This is a genomic window from Sedimentibacter saalensis (genome assembly GCF_007830175.1).
Taxonomy (GTDB): Bacteria; Bacillota; Clostridia; order Tissierellales; family Sedimentibacteraceae; genus Sedimentibacter; species Sedimentibacter saalensis.
The window spans coordinates 117965-140317 of record NZ_VLKH01000003.1; the positions used below are offsets into that span (position 1 = coordinate 117965).

Annotated in this window: 20 protein-coding genes and 1 other annotated feature; of the genes, 6 read left to right on the top strand and 14 right to left on the bottom strand. The window is 35.6% G+C overall.

Annotated elements, in window-relative coordinates; translation table 11 throughout:
- The first annotated feature begins 292 nt into the window (after positions 1-292).
- From LY60_RS05795 to LY60_RS05805, 3 genes are read left to right on the top strand one after another with little or no spacing between them, the layout of a single operon-like run.
- Positions 293-700: a BlaI/MecI/CopY family transcriptional regulator gene (locus tag LY60_RS05795; protein WP_145081259.1), complete on the top strand. Its 408-nt coding sequence runs from the start codon at positions 293-295 to the stop codon at positions 698-700.
- On the top strand, positions 697-1848 hold the full coding sequence (locus tag LY60_RS05800; RefSeq protein ID WP_145081262.1) for a M56 family metallopeptidase: 1152 nt from the start codon (positions 697-699) through the stop codon (positions 1846-1848). Before LY60_RS05795 ends, LY60_RS05800 begins: the two co-directional genes overlap by 4 nt.
- A gap of 27 nt (positions 1849-1875) precedes the next feature.
- Complete coding sequence (locus LY60_RS05805; RefSeq protein WP_019230553.1) at positions 1876-2121, top strand: hypothetical protein; 246 nt, start codon at positions 1876-1878, stop codon at positions 2119-2121.
- Positions 2122-2237: 116 nt separating this feature from the next.
- Here LY60_RS05805 and LY60_RS05810 read toward each other — a convergent pair whose 3' ends face one another.
- From LY60_RS05810 to LY60_RS05840, 7 genes are all read right to left on the bottom strand, one after another.
- Positions 2238-3353, bottom strand: coding sequence for a DUF5050 domain-containing protein (locus LY60_RS05810; RefSeq protein WP_170226116.1), 1116 nt, complete (start codon positions 3351-3353; stop codon positions 2238-2240).
- A 119-nt stretch (positions 3354-3472) separates the two neighbouring features.
- Positions 3473-3709 (bottom strand): hypothetical protein, encoded by a 237-nt coding sequence (locus LY60_RS05815; protein WP_145081271.1) that lies wholly within the window; start codon positions 3707-3709, stop codon positions 3473-3475.
- Positions 3710-4036: 327 nt separating this feature from the next.
- A complete protein-coding gene (locus LY60_RS05820; protein ID WP_145081274.1) occupies positions 4037-4705 on the bottom strand; it encodes a DUF2812 domain-containing protein in 669 nt (222 codons plus the stop codon).
- Between the two features lie 388 nt (positions 4706-5093).
- Positions 5094-5648, bottom strand: coding sequence for a serine O-acetyltransferase EpsC (gene epsC, locus LY60_RS05825; protein ID WP_145081277.1), 555 nt, complete (start codon positions 5646-5648; stop codon positions 5094-5096).
- 14 nt (positions 5649-5662) lie between these two features.
- Positions 5663-6556 carry a cysteine synthase A gene (gene cysK / locus LY60_RS05830; RefSeq protein WP_145081280.1) on the bottom strand — a complete coding sequence of 298 codons (894 nt, stop codon included), beginning with the start codon at positions 6554-6556 and terminating at the stop codon, positions 5663-5665.
- Between the two features lie 89 nt (positions 6557-6645).
- Positions 6646-6879 (bottom strand) — a binding site (T-box leader).
- Positions 6880-6998: 119 nt separating this feature from the next.
- Positions 6999-7616, bottom strand: coding sequence for an NUDIX hydrolase (locus LY60_RS05835; protein WP_145081283.1), 618 nt, complete (start codon positions 7614-7616; stop codon positions 6999-7001).
- A complete protein-coding gene (locus LY60_RS05840; protein WP_145081286.1) occupies positions 7616-8161 on the bottom strand; it encodes a TMEM165/GDT1 family protein in 546 nt (181 codons plus the stop codon). The genes LY60_RS05835 and LY60_RS05840 overlap by 1 nt, the downstream gene beginning before the upstream one ends.
- Before the next feature lie 126 nt (positions 8162-8287).
- On the opposite strand from LY60_RS05840, the gene LY60_RS05845 reads away from it, so the two are divergent.
- The 3 genes from LY60_RS05845 to LY60_RS05855 are packed head-to-tail and all read left to right on the top strand — an operon-like array spanning position 8288 to position 13607.
- Positions 8288-9382: an MGDG synthase family glycosyltransferase gene (locus tag LY60_RS05845; protein WP_170226117.1), complete on the top strand. Its 1095-nt coding sequence runs from the start codon at positions 8288-8290 to the stop codon at positions 9380-9382.
- Between the two features lie 9 nt (positions 9383-9391).
- Positions 9392-10579, top strand: coding sequence for an efflux RND transporter periplasmic adaptor subunit (locus LY60_RS05850; RefSeq protein WP_145081292.1), 1188 nt, complete (start codon positions 9392-9394; stop codon positions 10577-10579).
- 7 nt (positions 10580-10586) lie between these two features.
- Positions 10587-13607, top strand: coding sequence for an efflux RND transporter permease subunit (locus LY60_RS05855; protein WP_145081295.1), 3021 nt, complete (start codon positions 10587-10589; stop codon positions 13605-13607).
- 261 nt (positions 13608-13868) lie between these two features.
- On the opposite strand, the gene LY60_RS05860 is transcribed toward LY60_RS05855, so the two are convergent.
- From LY60_RS05860 to LY60_RS05890, 7 genes are all read right to left on the bottom strand, one after another.
- Positions 13869-15254, bottom strand: a complete 1386-nt coding sequence (locus tag LY60_RS05860) for a sodium:solute symporter family protein (RefSeq protein WP_145081298.1) — start codon at positions 15252-15254, stop codon at positions 13869-13871.
- Positions 15255-15336: 82 nt separating this feature from the next.
- The gene (locus LY60_RS05865) at positions 15337-16545 is read right to left on the bottom strand and encodes an aminotransferase-like domain-containing protein (protein ID WP_145081301.1); all 1209 of its coding nucleotides are present in this window, start codon (positions 16543-16545) and stop codon (positions 15337-15339) included.
- A gap of 136 nt (positions 16546-16681) precedes the next feature.
- On the bottom strand, positions 16682-17695 hold the full coding sequence (gene dmpG, locus LY60_RS05870; RefSeq protein ID WP_145081304.1) for a 4-hydroxy-2-oxovalerate aldolase: 1014 nt from the start codon (positions 17693-17695) through the stop codon (positions 16682-16684).
- Positions 17695-18570: an acetaldehyde dehydrogenase (acetylating) gene (locus LY60_RS05875; protein ID WP_145081307.1), complete on the bottom strand. Its 876-nt coding sequence runs from the start codon at positions 18568-18570 to the stop codon at positions 17695-17697. The genes dmpG and LY60_RS05875 overlap by 1 nt, the downstream gene beginning before the upstream one ends.
- Positions 18571-18673: 103 nt before the next feature.
- The gene (locus LY60_RS05880) at positions 18674-19438 is read right to left on the bottom strand and encodes an IclR family transcriptional regulator (RefSeq protein ID WP_145081310.1); all 765 of its coding nucleotides are present in this window, start codon (positions 19436-19438) and stop codon (positions 18674-18676) included.
- A gap of 126 nt (positions 19439-19564) precedes the next feature.
- Positions 19565-20017 carry a YaiI/YqxD family protein gene (locus LY60_RS05885; RefSeq protein ID WP_145081313.1) on the bottom strand — a complete coding sequence of 151 codons (453 nt, stop codon included), beginning with the start codon at positions 20015-20017 and terminating at the stop codon, positions 19565-19567.
- Positions 20018-20073: 56 nt separating this feature from the next.
- On the bottom strand, positions 20074-22107 hold the full coding sequence (locus LY60_RS05890) for a sigma-54 interaction domain-containing protein (RefSeq protein ID WP_145081316.1): 2034 nt from the start codon (positions 22105-22107) through the stop codon (positions 20074-20076).
- Positions 22108-22353 lie beyond the last annotated feature (246 nt).

The following is a 22353-nucleotide window of genomic DNA, read 5'->3' on the forward strand; positions in this document are numbered from 1 at the left end:
CAAATACAAAAACATCATTGCCAAAATCTTACACCAATAAAACCTCATAAGTTCCCCTCAACTTAATCAATTTTATATTTATATTCTATATTACTGTATTATATATTTTGCAATTTAATTTGTCAATATATGATTCACTCGTGCTATATATCAATTAACTATTTGTTGCTTTAACAAAATGCCTTTAGGATATAATTTTCATTGACATACTAATAAGAACAGCCTATAATATTATTTATAATATAATGATATTCAATATTATTTAATAATTTAAATATACAGAGGTATTTTTATGGATAACAATTCATTTTCGTTAACAAAAAATGAACAGGAAATTATGGATCTTTTGTGGTCGCAGGATAAGGCTTTATCACGCTCTGAGATTATTGAGCTTTCTACAGAACGTTCCTGGAAAAAAAGTTCAATTCATATTTTATTGAACAGCTTATTAGAAAAAGGTGCAATAAAGGTAGAGGGCTTCGTAAAAACAGGTAAAAATTATGGAAGAACATATTCCGCAGCAGTTACTCAGGAGGAATATCAGATTATGCAGTTTAAGCAGGGAGCAAACTATCTTAAATCAAAATCATCTGCTATAACAGGTCTTGTATCTGCACTTGTTCAGAATGAGGATATTGATAGTGAAACTCTGGATAAGCTTGAGGCTATTCTGAAAGAACGGAAGAGCGATAGAAAATGACTGTAACTCCTTTCTCGGTTATTACTTCTATACTGCTGTGCAACGTATTTTTTATTATTATTGCTTTATTGCGCAGGCGTAATAGCTTTATAATCAATTTTAGCCTCATTCCTTTAATATTGTTGATTGTTTCCGGAATTTTTCGTTTGATTTATTTTGTTGAATTTTCAAATGCCATTGTCATCGAATCAAATAAAATTTTTCCTGCCATTATGGATATTTTTAACAAACAATTATTTACCGTTTATAATGATATTTCAATACATATTCATGATTTATTGATTGCTGTCTGGTTCATTGGAGGTATATATAACTTATTAAAATATGTGCACCAATCAATCAGTCTTTATCATTCTGTGAATGCTATTTCCGGAACTCATGACATAAGAATTGTTTCGATCATGGATGAGATTATAGCCAAAAGCTATAGAAATACAAAAGTTAAAATAATAAAATCCAGAGAAATCACAGTTCCTATGATAGCAGGATATTTTAAACCTGTTATTTGTCTTCCTGATATAACATTTTCAGATGATGAACTGAAAAATATACTTATTCATGAATGGACACATTATTTGAATAAGGATGCTTGGGCTAAATTTTCCATGTACTTTTTATGCTCGGTGTTTTGGTGGAATCCTTTTGTTCATTTATTAAGGAGAGAATTGGATCATATTTTGGAAATTCAATGTGACCTAAGCATTACGTCTCAAATGGATGAACAAAGACGCATCAGCTACCTGGAGAGCATCTTAAAAGTCATCCGTGAAGCAAGAAACATTACTGTGCTTCATACTACTCCTATGAACTGTGCTGCACTAGTCAGCACAAATAATACACAAAAAATTGAACAAAGATTTAATCTTGTGCTTGAATATAATTCCAGCAGTAAAAAACAGCACAAATTTCATATTCTTTTGATGTGCTCCATGATTTTATTGACCTTCTTAGCATCGTACAAGCTTGTTATACAACCTGTTTACTCTGCACCAGCACAATCTCAAGAAGAAATTTTTGACATTAACCCAGAAAATTCATATTTGATACTTAATGAAAACGGCACTTATTCCTTATATGCTGACGGCAAATACAGATGTGATATACCTAACATCGATACAGAACCATTTTCATTATTACCTGTTAAATAGCAAATGAATGTGAAGGAGGTGAATAAATTGAAAATAAGAAACATTTTAATCCGTTGTTCCATTATTGGCATTCTTCTAATGTGTCTAAGCACAGCTTTTATATCAAACCATGCTGTATACGCAGCAGAAAAAGCAAGTTCTGAAGTAAATGGCGGTGCAGTGATAAATGCAGAACAAACAGAATGGAAATACCGAGTTGTGGACGGAAAACTGCAAAAACGATTATGGTCACTTACTTATGGTATATGGCTTACCGATTGGGAATGGGTATAACTTCTCTTCTCTTCAATCAAGGAGGTAATTATTTAATTTAGTTACCTCCATCTCACATCATCTTACATAATTCGTTATACATTTTTCAACAAGTTCACACCTATATACTAACACCTTTACTTATAATTAAAAACAGATGAATCAATTTCATTGCCTTCATAATCTATAAGCTGAAACTTATTTCTACTAGACAAGTAATTATTCTCATTTCTCTCATATAATAATAATTTATCACCAAAATTATATATAAAATGCTCTGTAAATATTATATCTCGAGTATAATCTGTAAAATATATTTTTTTCAATTCGCTTCCATCTTTTCGCATTCTATACAAGTTCAGTCTATAAATTTCATTTTTTTCTTTTGTATCTTGCGCTAAAAAGAATATATAATCTTTTGTAACATTCATTTCCCATATATAGTATATTTCTTCCATTTCAGGCATAATAACCATTTTGGTATTATCTGATAAGATTGTACTTTCTACGGTATTGACTTTATAAGCATAAATATTATCATCGGAATATCTATAGAAAAATTCTATGTTTACATTCAGTTTCTTTTTTTCTTCTGTATCAGGATTATACTCAATGAAATTATGATCAGTACCTATATAAAAAATTTTATTTTTATATAGAACTGGCTGCCTGTCATGTAATATTTTTTCATCTATAATCTTTTCCTCTTTTAAGTTTATATCAAAACTATTAAAATTACAAAACATGTTACCAGCCATATCTGCCACTTCATCAGTTGTTCTATAGTAATATATTTTATCATTTAAAAATATTGCTGATATAATAACATCGCTTATAACAACCTGATAGGAATCACCATTTTTATTAATAGAGCATACATCATACATGCTAGGCTTTTCATTTTGTTTTGTAACTTGTATAAAATAAATTTCATTATCTGTTACACTTACTATCTCTAAAACATATTTATCACAAACCAGTATTTTGTTTTTAAATTGATTATCAATCATGTACAATTTGTTTTTATCATTAGAATCTATATAGTAAGTATTATTATCTTTTATCATAAGACATTTTCTATTTCCTATGTTCATTTCACCTATTTTTACAGCATCATTGCTATTGTTTATTTTATCTGTACTATTAATTATATGTTCATTATTAGTGAGTTTATCAATAGTATCATTACATCCTGTTAAAATACTTATTAATATTAATAAGATTATAATTATACTAATATTTTTTGCATACATATAGTTACTCATTTCTTAACTTATTTATATTTAAAACTCGGTCTATAAATATGGATCTGTGTCTACTATATTGACACAGATCCAGAGCCGGCATTAATAATAGACATGTAAACCCCTGACTATTTTTTTAAGTTAATGTTATTTATAATCAATATTATAGCAAATACGATAGTTAAAACAAAACCTGAAAAAGAAAATAAATTAATTATAAATCTTATAAAAGTGTTATAAAAATTACCTCCGATTATACTCGTATCAATAAAGCTCATCCCCGCTTCATAATACACAAATGTTTTAAGTAAGACTAAAATAAAACTACCCAAAAGACAAAATAATATTTTCTTATTATCTTTCATTCTCTAATCCTCCATGAGTATTTATTTAATTAAATATTCAGATTGATGATAAAGTCATTAAATTAATTAATATTTGTAATTGTAGTAAACTTGAAATCTAAGTTCGTAGGGGAGAGCCTTGTGCTCTCCCTCAGATAACAACTTTTTTGATTTAAAAGCCCAGGCGTACACGAGCTCCGACCATACGTTTTGTCAATTACTCCTTCTTCATAATAATACTTATAGAAAGAGCTTGCATTACTACGTGTCATAGGGATGGGGGTATTGTCACTAACATGGATATTCTTTGAGAGTGAAATAGCCCAACGATGAATATAGTTTCTATATTTAATATAAGAGAATTCCGATAGAGGTTGCCACAAATCCAACTAGTAACAGTATTAGAATCTTGCGAAACCATTTAGTACTTACACATGTACCACCTTCGGATATTTTTTTCTTCGAGAACTTAATCCAAAACAGATATCCTAGTAGAGATGCCCCTACTAAAAAAGCACCATATATGTTAAGCAAGAAAGCCCAAATTGTTTTTTCATCGCTATAAGGGGAGTTCCCGAAGTATTTCTTACCATTAATAAATGCGATAAGTAGCATAAGGATTAATACTATAGTACCGTTTGGTATAAAGGTTTTTTTCATATTTTTATATATATTTTCTAGTTTTATTGCTTCATCGATTTCTAATGGCATAGCATCATGATCTGCGATAAATACATGCATATTTTTCCATTGGAATTCTTTTTCCCAACCGCCCTTGACACAAAGCTCTTCAAGCAATTTTTGCTCTTCTGTGGATGCAGATTCATATTTTGAATTACTTGTATAGAAAGCAAAAAATTTCTTATTTGATGGCTCTGACCTCTTAAACGTCCATAGAAACGGTCCTATACTTTCAGTTCTCCATCCTTGTGCTGCCATTGTAGTTAAATTGTCTTCAATACTCTTATAATCATATATTGTTATATATGGAAATATTAAGTACTTAGTATCGCTCATTTCACCCTCCAAATAAATAATAAAGCTATCATAATCATCTATCTGCTTTTTTAATCGATCAGTATTCTCTTCTTTTTTCCCTTTTTCTAATGAATGATGCAATATCTCTGTAATTTAGAAAAGTTTCTCTGCTTTAAATATTTTTTTAAAAACTCTATTAAATAAATTTATTCAACGGAATTGCTCAATACGGTTAATTTTAATATAACTGTATCTTATACTATATAATCATTTTTGTCAACATATCCAAACTAAAAGTTTACTCTTTTATTTAGTATTTTCCTAAACGCCATATCAATCATCAATCATCTATCACACATTACCTTCACAACCAAGCTGTCACCGTTCTGATTGCAAAAACAGCCTCCGGAAATCCGAAGGCTGTTTGTTATATTGCATATTCATTGAGGCATATGATCTTGCCTTTTTTAACTTCTCTTCCCGGGATTCCAACAACTGTTGAATTTGGGCTTGTGTCGTAAAGAACTACGGAATTTGCTCCTACTTTTGTTCCTGAAGCTATATAAATATTTCCAAGAATCTTTGCAGAGCTTCCTATTGTAACATTGTCCCCTACTGTAGGATGTCTTTTTCCTTTTTCGTTGCCTGTTCCTCCCAGTGTTGCTCCATGAAACATTGTAACATTGTTTCCTATAACTGCTGTTTCTCCTATTACAACTCCCATGCCGTGGTCTATGAACAATCCCTTGCCTATTGTTGCTCCTGGATGGATTTCAATTCCGCTCCATTTTCTTCCCATGTTTGATATCCATCTTGCCATGAAAAATCTTTTTTTCTTGTATAGGTTGTGAGCAATTCTGTATGTTATGAGAGCCTTCATGTGAGGATACAAAAGCAATACTTCTATTCTGTTTCTTGCTGCAGGGTCCCTGTCAAACACTGAATCTATATCTTCAATTATTGATTTTATAAATCTTATCATGGGATCATTCCTTTCTAGTAGTACTTAACCATTGACAAATACTTTTCTCCGCCGTCAGGAGATACTGTAACTATTTTTTTGTTGTTTCCGTATTTTTGGGCAAGCTTTCTTGCTGCTGCCACATTGGCTCCTGTAGATATTCCAACCAGAATTCCTGTCTTTGTTGAAACCTCAACAGCTGTGTCTATGGCTTCTTCATCTGTTACTGTAAATATCTCATCCACATAACTTCCGTTATATGCTCCCGGTACGAATCCTGCTCCTATTCCCTGTATTTTGTGCGGTGCCGGATTACCTCCGGACAATACAGGTGATTTAGATGGCTCAGTGCCTGCAGTTATTATATTTTTGTTGTATTCCTTTAGTCGTTTTGCAACTCCGGAAATTGTTCCGCCTGAACCAACACCTGCTACGAATATGTCAAGGTCGTTAACCTGGCTTATTATTTCAGGAGCAGTGGTTTTATAATGAAATTCCGGGTTTGCCGGGTTGTTGAACTGGTCAGGCATGAAGTAGTTCTTGTCATCCTTCAAAAGCTCATTTGCTCTGGCAATTGCCCCGGACATTCCCTTGGCACCTTCTGTGAGTATCAATGTTGCTCCATATGCTGCTATTATATTTCTTCTTTCAACGCTCATTGTTTCAGGCATTGTTATTACTACCTTGTATCCTTTGAGTCTTCCTATCAGGGCAAGACCTATTCCTGTATTTCCGCTTGTAGGTTCAACAATGATGCTGTTTTTCTTCAATATTCCTTTTTCTTCTGCATCCAATATCATTCCAAGGGCTGCTCTATCTTTTATGCTCCCGCCCGGATTGAATTTTTCCATTTTAATAAATATATTTTCTCCTGGCAATTGAACTATTGGAGTATTGCCTATTAATTTTAAAGTTGTATAATTTTCCATAACTACCATCCTTTTTACCCCTAAACCAGAAAAAAATATAGCTTCATGAGCTTTATTTTTAAATACAAAAAATCCGCCTCTTAATTTTCATCAGAGACGGATATAATCCGCGGTTCCACTCTTATTGGCAATAAATTGCCCACCTTAACAGCACCATCATGCTATTTCATTTTAACGGGTTGATTCCGCAGCAGCCTACTTTATATTTCGGTGCTGTACTCCGAAGGGCACTTCACATATACATCCAATAAGCATCCTTTCAGCCTGGAGATGCTCTCTCTAAAAATTCAATATATATTACTTTCCTTCTTCACTGTATTTCCTACTAATTTAGTTGGGTATATTTTTTACTTATTATATTATACCGTCTTAAAAAAAGCAACACTTTTTTAAAAATATTTTTAATAATTTTTTATGCCAATTAATTGATAATTATTTTACTTTAATTGTCACTTTTCAGCCTATTAATGAAGCTGTAGGTTATTTTTGCTGTAAGTCCCCATATAACTTTATCTTCATATTTATAAAAATAAACAGGATACCTAATGTTACCCCAATTGTAATTGATTCCGTCATTGACCATGTGGTATGGAAAATCCTTGTCTGCCTGAGGAAGGTAGTTCATGTAATATTTTTCCGGCTCATTGTTCAAAAAATATGACAAGGGAACACAAAAAAGATCATCAACCTCATCCTTGCTGTAGGGAATTTCAGATACGTCAAGGTTTTTGATGTATCCCAGAAATGAATATACAAACGAACCGCTTTTGCTTGTAGCATAATCAAGTTCAGACAATATTTCTATGTTTTGTTTTGGAATTCCAAGCTCTTCCCATGTTTCACGCATGGCAGCTTCGGCTGGATTTTCAAAGTCCTCAATCTTTCCTCCGGGAAATGAAATTTCGCCTGGCTGTCTTATGGTTTTGGACCTTACTTCATATATGAGATTAAGTTCTCCATCTTTTTCAACCAGCGGAACCAGCACAGAAAACCTGAAATCTTCATCAATTGGTTTTGGTTCAACATCATTTATTTTATTTTTTATATATTCAATATTCATTATCCGTTAAGCCTCATCAATCCAAATAATATAAATACCAGTCCTGATATTGTTTTTATTATATAAGATGGAATGTGTTTAGTCAACGATGAGCCAATAATTATTCCAATGAAGCCAATGAACAGCATTCCTGCAACAGAGCCTGCAAGCACCATCAAAGGATACTGTGCCTCCATGGCAAGAGTCATTGCAGTAAGCTGTGTCTTATCTCCTATTTCTCCCAGGAAGAAAGTCAGAGCGGTTGTTATTATGGGGCCAAATCTGAAACACTTGTCAGTGCAGTCTTCATCATCGGAAATTATTATGATAATTCCAAAGAATATAAACATTAATCCTGCAAAAATCTGAAGCAGATTCTGGTCAATCATACCGGACAAAAGACTTCCTAAAAACACCGCTGCTCCGTGATTTAAAAAAACCCCCAGGAGTATACCTAAAAGCATTTGAACCATGGTGTACTTTGCAGCCAGGGTCATTAGCATAAGTTGAGTTTTATCACCTATTTCAGCAGCAAAGACCAGTACAAAAGCTTCTATGAATTCCATGTAATTCCTCCATTAATTTATTATCAAACAAACTCTTTAATTAATTGTCCATATATATTATAATATTTGATATGAAGTACAATCAGAACAAAAATATTATTTTGATTGCTTATGTTTGGAGGCATTATGTTGAATATACTAATTACCACAGCACCATTCGGAAACGGACATAAGATGGTGGCTACAGCTTTAAAAAATGCATTTATAAACAAGGGGTACACCAATGTCTTTGTAGTTGACTTGTTTACAGAGGCTCACCCCAAAATCACTGAAACAATTAAAAAGGCATACATAAAAAGCTATGACTTCGGAGAAGCATATTCTAAAATTTATTATGGCTCCGAAAAGCTTACGGACATGAAAGTCATTGAATTATACAGAAACTTTGGTTACAAAAAACTTGATGAAATAGCCAGGCAATTCCAGCCGAATCTCATAATAAACACATTTCCCATATTGTCATCACTTAAGGTAAAAGACAAGAACAACAAAAATATACCTGTGTTTAACATTGTTACAGATTTTTACGTTCACAAGCTATGGATAAGCGAAGAAATAGACAAATTTTACATAGCTACAAATGAGCTTCAGGAAGAAATGAAAAAAATGAACATTCCTGTTGAAAAAACAGTTGTTTCAGGCATACCAATACGAGATGCCTTTGAAGAAGTTGAAAACATAGCAAATTTGTACAAAAAGTACAATTTTCGAAAAGGCAAAAAAATTGTATTGATAAATTCCGGTGCATTCGGAGTGTTCAGAAGCATAAAAAATGTTTGTGTTGAACTATGCAAGGACAGATCAATTCAGGTTGCTGTTGTTTGCGGAAACAATACAGCTCAGAAGGAAAGTCTTGAATCCCTCGGTCTTAGAAATCTGAAGGTTTTTGGATTTACCGAAAACATTGATGAACTTTATAAAATATCAAGCTGCATGATAACAAAATCCGGCGGCATAACTTTAAGCGAAGCATTGGCTGTTCAAATTCCTCTCATAATAATAAAGCCTGTGCCGGGACAGGAAAAGGAAAATGCCCTTTATTTTGAGAAAAAAGGGGCTGCTATAATTGCAAACAATACATTTCAAATAATTAACAGCACGAAGGAACTTATAAAGAATCCTGACATGCTCAATGCAATGCGAAAAAATATGAGGAAAATGTATTATAAATCATCTTCTGAAAAAATAGTTGATGATGTGGTTGAAAGTATAGAAAAATAAGAGGTATTTATGAGAAAATTCTTGGTTTTGCTCGCCCTTATGTTGTTTCTTTCAGGCTGCAGCAGGGAAAAAAGTGCAGTTTCTGATCGTGCTGCGCTTGTTGAAACCATTACTGTTAATCTGGAAAGCACAGACACTTACTTAAAATATGTAGGGATAATAAACAGTGATTCCTTTAAAAAATACTCCTTTAAATCAAGCGGTATACTGAAGTCAATATATGTGCAACAAGGCCAGAGTGTGGATGAAGGGGAAGTTTTGCTTGAGCTTGACAAGTCTGATTTAAAAATTCAGACAGATGCAGCCAAAAATCAGGCAGATGCTGCATATTCACAATATGAAAAAGCACTTTCAGGAGCTCAGGACGAAGATATAAGCGCTGCAAAGATTGATGTTGAAAAAGCACAGGCTGCATATGACTACGCCCTTCTTACATTCAATGACACAAAAATTCTTTTCGAAGAAGGAGCCGTGTCGCAGTCAAGCTTCAAAGAAGCAGAGCTTGGTTTAAACATTGCTGAAAAGGAGCTTGATCAGTCAAAAGAAGTTCTTAATAAAACATTGGCAGGCACTCGAAGCGAAGACATTTCTTCTGCAAAATCTCAGTATGAAATGTCTTATAATAACTATGAGGCTGCTTTAAAGCTATATGAAGAAGCAACTCTTGTCTGTGATGTTAATGGATACGTTGCAGACATTTTATATAAAGAAGGTGAACTTATTCCTGCAGGCTATCCTGTCATATTAGTTCAAAGCAAAAATCAAATTGCCACAGTTGGATTAACTCAGGAAGACTCTGAAAAAGTAAGCGTTGGAACCCTGGCCAGAATCACTGTAAACAATGAAGTGTATTCAGGAAAAATAACAAACATAAATCAGACTCCTGACGAAGCAACCATGACATTTACAGCAGAAATATCCATTGATACGGACAAAAAATTTTACATAGGTTCCATAGCCGAAGTGGAACTCATAACAGGAAAATCTGACGGAATTTATCTTGAAATACCATACATTTTAAATGATGGTGAAAATTACGTCTACATACTGGAAGAAGGAAAATCCATAAGAAAAAATATTGAGGTTTTAGATATAGTGGATGACAAGGCACTGATAAGGGGATTGTCAGACAATGATGAATTGATTATAAACGGAACTGACAATATTAAAGATGGTTCCCATGTTATGAAAAAGTGAGGCTTTTATGAAAAAAATCATTTCATTTTTGCTCAGGGAAAAGTATGTTGCAGTTGCTGCTTTTGTACTTACAATATTGTTTGGAATTTTTTCATTTTACCGCATGCCTCGTCAGGAAAATCCTGACATAACAAGCCCATCTGCCTTAATTACAACTGTGTACCCCGGTGCCTCTGCCCATGATGTTGAAGAGCTTGTGACTAAAAAAATTGAAGAAGAAGCTTCAAAAATAGATGGCATAGAAAAAATAGACTCTATATCAAATGACAATTTCAGTGCAGTCATTGTTACCATAAGTTATTCCGTTGACAAGCAAAAACAGTGGTCTGATTTAAAGGAATACATAGACAATGTGAAATCTGAACTTCCATCAGGTTGTTATGAGCCCCATGTTGATACTGAGTCAATGGTTGAGACAGCAGGAATGCTGTTGTCTGTTTCAGGAGATAATCTTACTCCCAGCCAACTTGATTATTATGTAAAAAAATTAAAACAGAACCTTTTACCTATTGAAGAAATAAATAAAATTACCATAGCAGGAAATACGCAAAAAAAAGTATTTGTTGAAACAAATGCAATGAAACTAAACAATTATTCAATTTCAATAGAAGAAATATATAATCTCCTTCAGGCACAGAACTTACGGATACCTGCAGGAGCAATTGACACACCGGGCGGAAAGATAAATGTTAATGTTCCCGAGAGTTTCGAGTCCCTTGAAGACATTGAAAATATAATAATAGCCGCATCCGAAAGAGGAATAGTAAGGCTCAAGGATGTAGCAAATGTTTATTTTGGTGAAGATGATGATGCAAAAAAAATATACTCTAAGGGCAAAAATGCAGTTGTTCTTGCTGCATATTTCAAAACTAAAAACAATGTTGTTCTTGTTGGGGATGAAATAGATGATGCTATTCTTAAAACAAAAAACAGTGCTTCAGCAGATTTAGATATTGATAAAATTACATTCCAGCCTGAAGATGTAAAACTTGCCCTTGATGATTTTATTTTGAACCTCTTTGAAGGAATCATATTTGTGATTGTCATTGTTCTTATTGGCATGGGAATAAGAAATGCCCTGATAGTATCAGTTTCACTGCCTCTTACTATATTTGCCTCGTTTTGCTTCATGTATATTTTCAAAATTGACTTGCAGCAAATATCCATAGCAGGACTCATCATGGCAGTTGGAATGGTTGTTGACAACTCCATAGTTGTGACGGATGCAGTGCAGATGAGGCTTAACGAAGGACTTCCAAACAATCAGGCTGCACTTGAAGGCGTTATGGAATCTGCAGTACCTGTATTCACTTCAACACTCACCACGGTTGCTGCCCTTGCAACACTTTTTGTTCTGCCCGGAGAAGCAGGTGAATTCATAAAGACAATGCCTGTTGTAATAATTGCTGCATTGTTGTTTTCTTATGCTGTCTCCATATTTGTTGTACCGGTTTTTGCAGCAATGTTTTTCAGGACAAACACAAAACTTGACAACTATGACAGCAAAACAAGACTGATTTTTTCAAATTTGCTAAGTGCCGCTTTTAGTCGCAAAAAATTGTCAGCTATTCTGGTATTCGGCATTTTTTTCCTAAGCGTGGCAACTGCTGTTCTTGTTCTTCCTCTTGAAATTTTTCCGTACACAGATAAAAATTACCTGTATGTAGATGTTGTAAACTCCAAGAAGGGCGATATAAAAAGCACATATGAGCTTACAAAGGATATAGAATCTCTCCTTGGTGACGAAAAAGCAATAGAAAGCATTTTTACCTGTGTTGGAGGATATTTTCCAAAGTATTACCTGACATCTGCAATTGGTTCAGACTCAGCTGACTTTTCACAACTGATTGTAAAATTCAACCTGAAAAATGATAAAGCATTTGGAAAAGACAAGCAGGAGTTCATGATGCACATTCAAAATAAATTAAACGAAAATATCACAGGAGCTCAGATAACTGCCAAACTACTTGCAATAACAGCTCCAGGATCAGACATAGAAATTTTGATTTCCGGAAATGAAAGAACTAACCTTGTTGAAAAAGCAAACATGATTAAAGATGAACTCATGAATATTGAAGGATTGTACAATGTTGCAAGCTCATATGCAAAGAATCGTCAGGAATACAGCATAGACGTAGACAACAGCATTGCTTCTGTCATGGGGCTTACTAAGTATGACATCCAGCGCCAGGTAAACATAGCTCTTAGCGGAATAAATGCTTCAGTTTTAAATTCAGATGACAATGAGTATGACATTGTGCTCAAATCAAACATTGCAAGCATAAGTGATCTTGAAAACTTTAAAATAAAGTCAACTGCCACCGGAAACAAAATAATGCTTAAGCAGGCAGCAGATGTTACACTAAGTGCAGCAGAGCCATCAGCCCAGCGATACAACAAATCGCCAGTCATAAAGGTTACTGCAGAGGTTTCCAAAGGATACAGCGCCCAGATGGCACAAAATAAAATTGAAAAAATAATCAATTTAAACTATTCTGATGATGACATAGACTTTGAATTCGGCGGAGAAAAACAGACATTGTCCAAGTACCTTAAAGGTCTTGGCATAGCTGCTGCCATATCCCTTGCGGTAATTTTCGTTATTTTGATGATTCAGTTCAGTTCACTCTTGCAGCCGCTGATAATAATGATATCCGTTCCGTTGTCAGTAATAGGTTCCATTTTCGGATTGTGGATTTTTGATCAGCCGTTTTCATTTACTGCAGGCCTTGGACTTTTGTCTCTCATAGGAATTGTTGTAAACAACGCCATACTTCTTCTTGAATACATAAACAGAGCAAGGCGCGACGGATTAACAATAGATGAAGCCTGCAAAAGTTCAGTTAAAAGAAGGTTTCGCCCAATAATGCTTACTACAATAACAACAGTGGTTGGACTTGTTCCATTGGCTTTATCTGCAAGTTCATTTTTTACACCAATGGCTGTGGCTCTTATGACAGGCCTTATGGTTTCCACACTGCTTACTTTGATTGTTGTTCCCATGTTTTACAGCATGGTTGAAAAATAAAATAAAAACAGCAGCCATTGCTGCCGTCAGACTATTGACAAACAAATTTCCACATATCATATGGGCGGGTCTTGTTGACGTCACTGGAATAGTCTTCCCTATCATCCTGAACGATAGTGAAGGATCTCATCTTTGTTGAAAACATGAGATTCTTCGGCTGCGCCTCAGAATGACAGTGAATAAATGTATAGTTTTTCAGTGGCATCGTCTTGTGCCCGCCCGGTTGAATCATCAGAATTGCTGCTGTTTCTTATTATATTGCTATCTGCTGAATTTTTTAACAATTGCACCAACTGCAAAAATAATGAATCCAACACCCACTCCTGCAAACAAGGAATCAAAGCTGAGTTCAAAAAACAATTCACATGTGAGATGAGCAGTGATTCCACCTATGCTCGATGCAACTGCAAATCTATGGTCGATTTTATCCTTGAAGAAAAGCGCCCCAAGCATAGGAAACAAAAGCACAGTACCCCTCAGTCCCGTAGCCAAAAAACCCCAGGTGAGAATTGCAGTCTGCTTATTTATGCTCACTATTGCAGCCGAAATTAGAAAAGACAAAACTATGAAAATCCTGCTGACAAGAAGCTCTTTTTTTCCATCAGCATCTTTTCTTATAAATTTCTTGTAAATATCTTTGGACACAATAGTCCCAAATCCAAGAGCCATGCCGGAACCAGTTCCCACAAGAGCTAAAAGGAGTGTTGCAAGAACAGCACCTCCAAGCAATGGAGGCATATTTTCCAATACAAAAATGGGAAATGCCTGACTTGATTCTATTAATGGATAGTTTATTTTCATATACATTCCAATAAACACAGCACCTAATCCCACAGGTGGGAGCAATAACGCTGCTGCTACAGTTGCTTTTTTCGCATCAATATCATTTCTTCCCGACAAAATAGTCTGCACGTAAGTCTGCCCGCAAAGCACTCCTAAGATAACAGATACCAATGAGCCAATATCAATTCCAAAGCCCCTGGCAAACATGTTGAAATATTGTTCCTTGGGAAGAGCATTGTAAATGGGAGTAAATCCACCGCTCAAAGTCAAAATTTTATATGTTCCGAAACCAACTGCAATGTATGTCAGCACAAGTTTTACATTTCCAAGAATTCCTGTCCCAAGAACTCCTCCAAAAACAACGTAGCATATCATTATTGCCACAGTAATTGCAGCGCTGAGAACCGGTCTGATGCCAAACACTGCAGTAAGCAGTGCATTTGCTGACAATATTTGTGCCACGATGTTTAAAACAATTCCAAAGGAACTCAATACGGACGCAACAACTCCGGCAAAGTTTCCATATTCATGGCTGATTACCTGCTGAATGGTAATACAACCGCTGTTTCTGAAAGGCTTTACAAAAAAAAGCCCAAACAACAGACATCCTAAACCCGAGCCCAGGGTGAACCACCAGGCAGACATTCCATAGGAATAAGCGAGCTGCGCTGTTCCTATGGTTGAAGATCCTCCTATAAGCGTACTTATGAGAGCTCCTGCAACAAGTGATGTGCTTGCGCTCTTTCCTCCTGTTGTAAAGTCAGATGAATTTTTAATGTTCTTTCCTGAATTAATGCCGATTATCATAATTAACAATAAGGTTGACGCCATTCCTGCAATATGTAGAAAGCCTGCTTCTGCCATTTCAGTCTCCTAAAAATGAACCCCTGCCCGATCAGTATGAAACATATTCATTACTGACTGGACAGGGAATTAATTAGCTTATTTATTTAACCTTCGAAGAAATAAGTCTTCCGAGCTTTTCAGCACCTATGCGAATTTTTTCCGGAGTTACTCCTCCATAGCTTATTCTCATGCAGTTTCTTCCCTTTCCTCCGCCTTCAGCGTAGAAACCTTCACCTGCAACGAATGCAACTTTTACATCAGGATTTGAAACAGATTCTTTAAGAAGCTCAGTTGTATTGATGTTTTCAGGAAGCTCAACCCATACAAACAATCCTCCGTCAGGAGTTGTTCTCTTTGTTCCTTCCGGGAAAAATTTGTCTATGCATTCAAGCATAACGTCTCTTCGTTCCCTGTACAAATCGCAGATCATCTTGTGATGGGCAGGATAATATCCACGTTTAAAAAACTCTGCACAAAGTATCTGCGGTAGCATTGCTGTGTGCGAATTTGTTGCTGTCTTTGCATCAAAGAGCTTTTCAGTAATTTCATCATTGGCATATATGTATCCAAGTCTGCTTCCTGCTGAAAAAATCTTTGAAAAACTATTGGCAAGAATTGTATGTCCTGTTTTATCAAAAGATTTTATAGGTAAAAGATCGCTGCCGCTGTAGCGTATGTCCCTGTATGGATCATCTTCAAGAATGATTTTGTCGTACTTGCTTCCAAGCTCGGCAATTTTTTTTCTTCTTTCCTGAGAAAGGGTTATGCCTGTGGGATTTTGAAATGTAGGAATTACATAAACCATCTTTGGTTTGTACTTTATGATTTTTTCTTCAAGGTCATCTGTCATCATGCCGTTTTCATCCATAGAAACAGGTATGCATTTTGCCTGGAACATTTCAAAAACTTCCACTGAATGCACAAAACTTGGAGATTCAACAAGTATTATGTCATCAGGATCAATAAAAAGCTGGCACAATAAATTTATTGCTTCCATTCCTCCGCCGGTGATTATGATATTTTCAGCTTTTGCTTCCACTCCCTTTGGAGCAAGCAGTTCATTAACCACAACCTCCCTAAGGTCAGCTGTTCCCATTACAGGACCGTACTGAAGTGCTTCAATTCCTCTTGAATCCATTCTCATTATGTCATTTGAAATTTCACGGACAATATCAACAGGCAGTGCTTCCCTTGCAGGCGCTCCGCCTCCAAAAGATATAATTTCAGGATCATTCATAGCACCAAACAGTTTTTTAACCACATATGCTGAATTTTCCATGCTTTTCATGCGTTTTGCAAAGTGAGCCATAATATCCCCTTTCTAAAATAGTATTTATTTTTATATTCTAACATATAATTTTATCGCCGTCGATAATTATTAAATTTCCATAATCCGACAGCAAATAAAAAAATTAATGCCATTAATTGAACTTACATAGCAAATTTTATTTTTTCAATTTAGCAATATCACTGGCAATTTCTATAATCCAGTCTTCCTGTCCTCCTACAGCTTTTCTTCTGCCGCATTCTATTAATATTTCTCTTACATCAACATTAAACCTGATTGCTGCTCTTCTTGCATGAAGTAAGAAGCTTGAATAGCATCCTGCATAGCCAAGTATCATTGTGTCAAGATTTGTGTTTGCCTTTACCCCCTTGGCTTCAAGCACCGGAAGCAATGCATTTGTGCTGGCATCCATTGTTTTAAACAAGTCAGCATTGTGTGCAATGTTCATTTTGTTCATAACAGCCACTAATACGTCTGTTGCAGTATTACCTGCTCCTGCACCCAGTCCTGAAAGTGAACCGTCTATGTACGTTGCTCCTGCTTCAATTGCTGCCAGAGAGTTTCCTATGGCCAGACCTAAATTGTTGTGTGAATGATGTCCTACAGGAATGCTCAGATTTTTTACCAACGCGGATATTTTTTCTTTTACATTTACAGGAAGCATGGCCCCAGCCGAGTCTGTGCAATAAACAACATCAGCTCCGTATGATTCCATTTTTTTCGCTTCTTCAACTATTTTTTCTACACTTGCCATATGTCCCATCATCAGGAATCCAACTGTAAACATCCCCATTTTCTTCGCAGCCTTTATATGCTGTTCTGATACATCTGCTTCTGTTACATGTGTTGCGACTCTTACTGCTTTAGCTCCGCATTCCTGAGCTTTTTTCAAATCTTCAACTGTTCCTATTCCCGGTATCAAAAGTACAGTCAGCTTTGAATTTTTAATTGCTGATGCTGCTGCTTTTACAATTTCAAAATCATCATAGTCTGCAAATCCATAGTTAATTGTTGAACCTGTAAGTCCATCTCCGTGTCCGACTTCAATCAAATCTATCCCTGCAGCATCAAGGGCTGTCACTATTTTTCTTACATCGTCTGTATTCCACTTGTGTGAAACAGTATGACTTCCGTCTCTCAATGTTGTATCTGTTAAAAATATTTTTGACATTATTTCGCCCCTCCTGCCAATTGCTGTGCTTTTTTTTCTGCAATATTTACTGCTGCTGATGTTATTATGTCAAGATTTCCTGAATATACAGGAAGATAGTCTCCCAGTCCTTCAACCTGAATCATTGTTGTAACTATGTCGTCTTGTATTATGGGCTCCAGCAGTATTTTGTATCCCGGAACAAATGTGTTAAGTTCCTTGACGCAGTCTTCAATGGCACTTCTTATAACTTCAATATCAGTGCTTTTAACTTTTGTGTATATTGTGTTTCTCATGAATATCGGTGGTTCGGCTGGGTTAAGCACAATTATTACCTTTGCATTGTCTGCTCCGCCTACTTGTTCAAGTGCCTGCCTTGTAGTAACTGTAAATTCATCTATGTTTGCTCTTGTTCCCGGTCCGGCGCTCTTAGAACTGATTGATGATACAACTTCCGCATAAACAACATCTGCTGCCTTGTTTATTGCTGCAACTACAGGAACTGTTGCCTGACCTGCACATGTTACCATATTTACATTGTCCATGTTCAGCATTTCCTCTGTAAGATTTACCGTAGGAACACAGTATGGACCTACTGCTGCCGGTGTAAGGTCTATTGTAAAATATCCTGCTTGTTTTAACTTTGGTGCTGCATTCACATGAGCTGAAGCGCTTGTGGCATCAAATACTATGTCCAGATCCGGATGATTTGCTATCATGTAATCAACCCCGCCTGCTGATGCATCTGCACCCATATTTCTTGCTATATCCAGACCTTCTGATTCCTTAATGTTTACAACACACCTGGTTTCCAGGTAAGGGCTTCTTTTGATTTTCATCATTAAATCGATGCCAATGTTTCCGGGCCCGATTATACCCACTTTTAATTTCTCCATAATTGCCTCCTATAATAGTTAATTCCAATAACTCACATATGTAATTCACAGTTGTTCGCCATTGACAAACTCAGTTATTGTAATTTTATAAAATATTAGGGTATTAATCTCTATACCCTATCTTTCTGGAAATATCCAGAGCTGCTTCTCTTATAATTTCAATTGATTCACGTACTTTTTCTTCTGTCATCCTCACGGTGGGCCCTGAAACGCTTATTGCATACTTTGCTTTTCCGGTGCTGTCAAATATGGGAGCTGCAACACATGTAAGTCCTACACTGAATTCCTCCCTGTCAAAAGCATAACCATTTTCTCTTATTTTCTTCAATGAGTTTTTAAACTTCTGCCTGTCAGTAATTGTGTTAGGAGTAAACTGTTCCAATTTATCCGGAATGAGCCCGTTTATAATGTCATCATCAAGAAATGCCAAAATGGCTTTTCCAACTCCAGTGCAGTATGCAGGGTTTCTGCTTCCAATGCTTGTGAAAATCCTCATAGACTGATTAGATTCTCTTTTGTTCACATAAACAACTTCAAAATTATCAAGTGAAGCAATGTGAACAGTCTCACGAAGCTTTTGACTTACCTGCTCTATAATTGGAGATGTAATATTAATAATGTCCAGTGATCTTGCTGCAATTTCTCCTAATTCAATCAAGTACAATCCCAGACGATACTTTTGAGTCTTCCCGTCCTGATCCACATATCCGTGATATTTCAAGGTACTGATTATGCCGTGAAGAGTGCTCTTGTTTATATCCAGCTCATCTGAAATTTCAGTTAATTTCATTTCCCGTCCCTTGTCTGCCAACAGCTTAAGTATCAATAACGCCTTATCAACAGACTGAACTTTTCCAAGTGTATCCATATTTTCCCTCTGTTATCGTTTGCTAAATGTTAACACAAAAATAGTTATATGTCAAATTGTTTCTGCATTACCAAACTGAATATTTAATTGCCGAATGAAACACATTAAATTGATAATATCAAATAGCTATTTTTTCCTGCCTAATTTTTCATTGAGAACTTTATAAAGACACTTTCTGAAATTTTCATCCTGTTCCTTTGTTCTCTTGGAAGGTCCCTTTGTCTTTCCTCCCTGCTTTCTTATTCTTTCACTTATATATCTGGATTGAAGGAGACTGTCTATGTTGTTTTTGTTTATGAAAAATCCTGCAGTGTGAATCACGGCTGATGCTTTAGCCAATACAAGACTTGCCAGTCCGTAGTCCTGAGTTACAAGTATATCTCCTTCTTTAAATATCTGGACTATTTTATAATCAACAGAATCTCTTCCCTGTTCCACAATTATAATTTGAAAATCGCTTACTATATAATGGTCTATATCAACAACTATTATCAATTCAACCCCATATTCCTTAGCAGCATGCTCACATATTTCCTTTACGCGCTGAGGGCATGCATCTCCGTCAATTATTATTCTCATAATAAACTCCTTTTTATTTATAATTATGACAGTGTTCTGCTTTTGCTATATAATGTCTATTTAAAATTTAAATTTTTTATAAACCTTATGCCCATATCAGTCAGGACAGTACCATGCCTTCCTCTGTTCTTTGTTATATAGCCTTGTTTTTCCAGATTGCATAACCTTGTACGAACCTGCGAACTTGTAAGCTCATAACCGTATACCTTTAAGTTTTCGGATATTTTTTCTCTTCCTGCTGCTATATTTTGATTCTGTAAATCATCAATGGACTTTAAAATACTAATACCTTCGCTTCCTAAACGGCAGTCATCATTTTCATGGAAGCGTCTAGGTGAAGTATTGATTGTTTCCTCAAAAAACTTCCTATCTGGAAGGTCTGACATTGTCAGCACATTTCCGGTTCTTACAGCAATCATGTACTTGATTGTACTTTCAAGCTCCCTTATATTACCAAGCCACTTATATTTCATGAATTCATCTGTAACTTTTCTGGATATTTTTATATCTGCAGCTGTTTCCATTTTAATGAAATATGAAACCAGACCATCTATGTCACAAAGTCTGTCTCTTAGTGGAGGCAGGTACAAATATCCTATTTTCAGACGGTAATATAAATCTGCCCTAAATTCTTTTTCCAAAACCATGTTTCTTAAATTTTTATTTGTCGCAGCAATTATTCTTGCATCAACTTTTCTTATGGATGTTCCTCCAATAGGCATTATTTCCTTTTCCTGAAGAACCCTCAGAAGCTTTGTCTGAACCTTGGGTGACACATCGCCTATTTCATCAAGAAAAATCGTGCCTCCATCGGCAAGCTCGAAAAGACCTATTTTCCCACCCTTTTTGGCTCCTGTGAACGATCCTTCCTCATAGCCGAAAAGCTCGCTTTCTATAAGTTCATCAGGAAGGGCACTGCAGTTTATTGCAAGGTACGGTCCGTTTCTTCTTTTGGAATTTTTATGTATAGCGCTTGCAAAAAGTTCTTTGCCGGTGCCGCTTTCTCCTTCAATCAATACCGACAGATCCGACCTTGACAATTTCAATGCCGTTTCCTTTGTTTCAGCCATTAGTATGCCTGTGCCTATTATATTTTCAAAATCATACTTGGCAACATGACCTTTCAGCAAAAGGTTCTGGTTATGGTTTTTGCCGCTTTTTTCTTTTTCATCCCTGTCAGTGGTAACCACTATGTCCTTTCCGTTTGGTGCTATGAATTTTGTAACCTTTGTGGTTACTCCCATTATGTTTATTTTTTTGTTCTCAAATGTGTCGGCACTCAGAAAGTATGGAAACAGGTCCCTGTCAATGATATTTCTAATGTTCTTGTTTATGAGTTCCTTATTGGAAGAAAAAATCTTCTTCATTTTTTCATTGGAATATTTAATAAAGCCGTCCTCATCATAAACAAGAATTCCATTGACAAGATTGTGTATTATGTTGTTCAGGTATCCGTTTAATGCATTGACATTGTTGTTTATGGCAGACACGCGTTTTGATACGTTTATTATTTTATTCATGTATTTTTTTGTTATGAATGTTGCATCCTTGTGGTCAAGATTTATTTTATCCATGATTACATACATTGAATTTATGTTAATTATTCTTGGTCCCAAATCAATTATGTCCGTTATACAGTCAGGAACCTTATCAGGTTCTCCGGGGGTGATGGCCTTTTTAAGTTTCTTGTAGTCTTTTATGCCGGGATAGTACGGATAATACTTTATGTGACTCAGACCCAGCTCGACTAAATCATTGATTGAGCTGTATGCTGTTTCTTTTTCGTCATTTACCAGAAGCACTTCTTCATTTACCGGAATATTTGCCACCTGGTCAATGAAGTCAAAGTTGATGCTTCTTTCGCACACAACAATGTCGCTGCATTCATATGCAATTTCCATCCTGTCAAGCTCGTCTTTCATTTCCTGGCTTGAAAATATAAGAAGATCACATTTAATATCCGGTTGAATTCCTTCTTCCTGTGCATATGCTTCAATTACATATTCATCTGAAACAAATTCCTTAAGCTGACCAAGAAGAAAATTCTTAGTATTGACAGAACCTGCAATTAATACAATTTTCTTTGACATGTAACCACCCCTGACATTTATTATTTCAATTATACCATTTATTCACTGCCCTATCCACAAAAAAGTTGCTCCGCAACTCCGCTAGGGGGACCTATGTCCCCCTTCGGCGTAAAAAATACTAACGTATTTTTTACTGAGCACCCCCCTTGACGGCAAGGGCGTCCCGCCCTTTGCAATCCCCGTTTTTATAATATAGGAAAGAGAACTTTCCTATATTATAAAAAATCCTGAGGTTGCCCTCAGGAT

Excerpts from the sequence above, each read along its gene's own strand:
- LY60_RS05795 (WP_145081259.1), top strand. The coding sequence starts at position 293 with ATGGATAACAATTCATTTTCGTTAACAAAAAATGAACAGGAAATTATG.
- LY60_RS05800 (WP_145081262.1), top strand. The coding sequence starts at position 697 with ATGACTGTAACTCCTTTCTCGGTTATTACTTCTATACTGCTGTGCAAC.
- LY60_RS05810 (WP_170226116.1), bottom strand. The coding sequence starts at position 3,353 with ATGTATGCAAAAAATATTAGTATAATTATAATCTTATTAATATTAATA.
- LY60_RS05815 (WP_145081271.1), bottom strand. The coding sequence starts at position 3,709 with ATGAAAGATAATAAGAAAATATTATTTTGTCTTTTGGGTAGTTTTATT.
- LY60_RS05820 (WP_145081274.1), bottom strand. The coding sequence starts at position 4,705 with ATGAGCGATACTAAGTACTTAATATTTCCATATATAACAATATATGAT.
- epsC (WP_145081277.1), bottom strand. The coding sequence starts at position 5,648 with ATGATAAGATTTATAAAATCAATAATTGAAGATATAGATTCAGTGTTT.
- cysK (WP_145081280.1), bottom strand. The coding sequence starts at position 6,556 with ATGGAAAATTATACAACTTTAAAATTAATAGGCAATACTCCAATAGTT.
- LY60_RS05835 (WP_145081283.1), bottom strand. The coding sequence starts at position 7,616 with ATGAATATTGAATATATAAAAAATAAAATAAATGATGTTGAACCAAAA.
- LY60_RS05840 (WP_145081286.1), bottom strand. The coding sequence starts at position 8,161 with ATGGAATTCATAGAAGCTTTTGTACTGGTCTTTGCTGCTGAAATAGGT.
- LY60_RS05845 (WP_170226117.1), top strand. The coding sequence starts at position 8,288 with ATGTTGAATATACTAATTACCACAGCACCATTCGGAAACGGACATAAG.
- LY60_RS05850 (WP_145081292.1), top strand. The coding sequence starts at position 9,392 with ATGAGAAAATTCTTGGTTTTGCTCGCCCTTATGTTGTTTCTTTCAGGC.
- LY60_RS05855 (WP_145081295.1), top strand. The coding sequence starts at position 10,587 with ATGAAAAAAATCATTTCATTTTTGCTCAGGGAAAAGTATGTTGCAGTT.
- LY60_RS05860 (WP_145081298.1), bottom strand. The coding sequence starts at position 15,254 with ATGGCAGAAGCAGGCTTTCTACATATTGCAGGAATGGCGTCAACCTTA.
- LY60_RS05865 (WP_145081301.1), bottom strand. The coding sequence starts at position 16,545 with ATGGCTCACTTTGCAAAACGCATGAAAAGCATGGAAAATTCAGCATAT.
- dmpG (WP_145081304.1), bottom strand. The coding sequence starts at position 17,695 with ATGTCAAAAATATTTTTAACAGATACAACATTGAGAGACGGAAGTCAT.
- LY60_RS05875 (WP_145081307.1), bottom strand. The coding sequence starts at position 18,570 with ATGGAGAAATTAAAAGTGGGTATAATCGGGCCCGGAAACATTGGCATC.
- LY60_RS05880 (WP_145081310.1), bottom strand. The coding sequence starts at position 19,438 with ATGGATACACTTGGAAAAGTTCAGTCTGTTGATAAGGCGTTATTGATA.
- LY60_RS05885 (WP_145081313.1), bottom strand. The coding sequence starts at position 20,017 with ATGAGAATAATAATTGACGGAGATGCATGCCCTCAGCGCGTAAAGGAA.
- LY60_RS05890 (WP_145081316.1), bottom strand. The coding sequence starts at position 22,107 with ATGTCAAAGAAAATTGTATTAATTGCAGGTTCTGTCAATACTAAGAAT.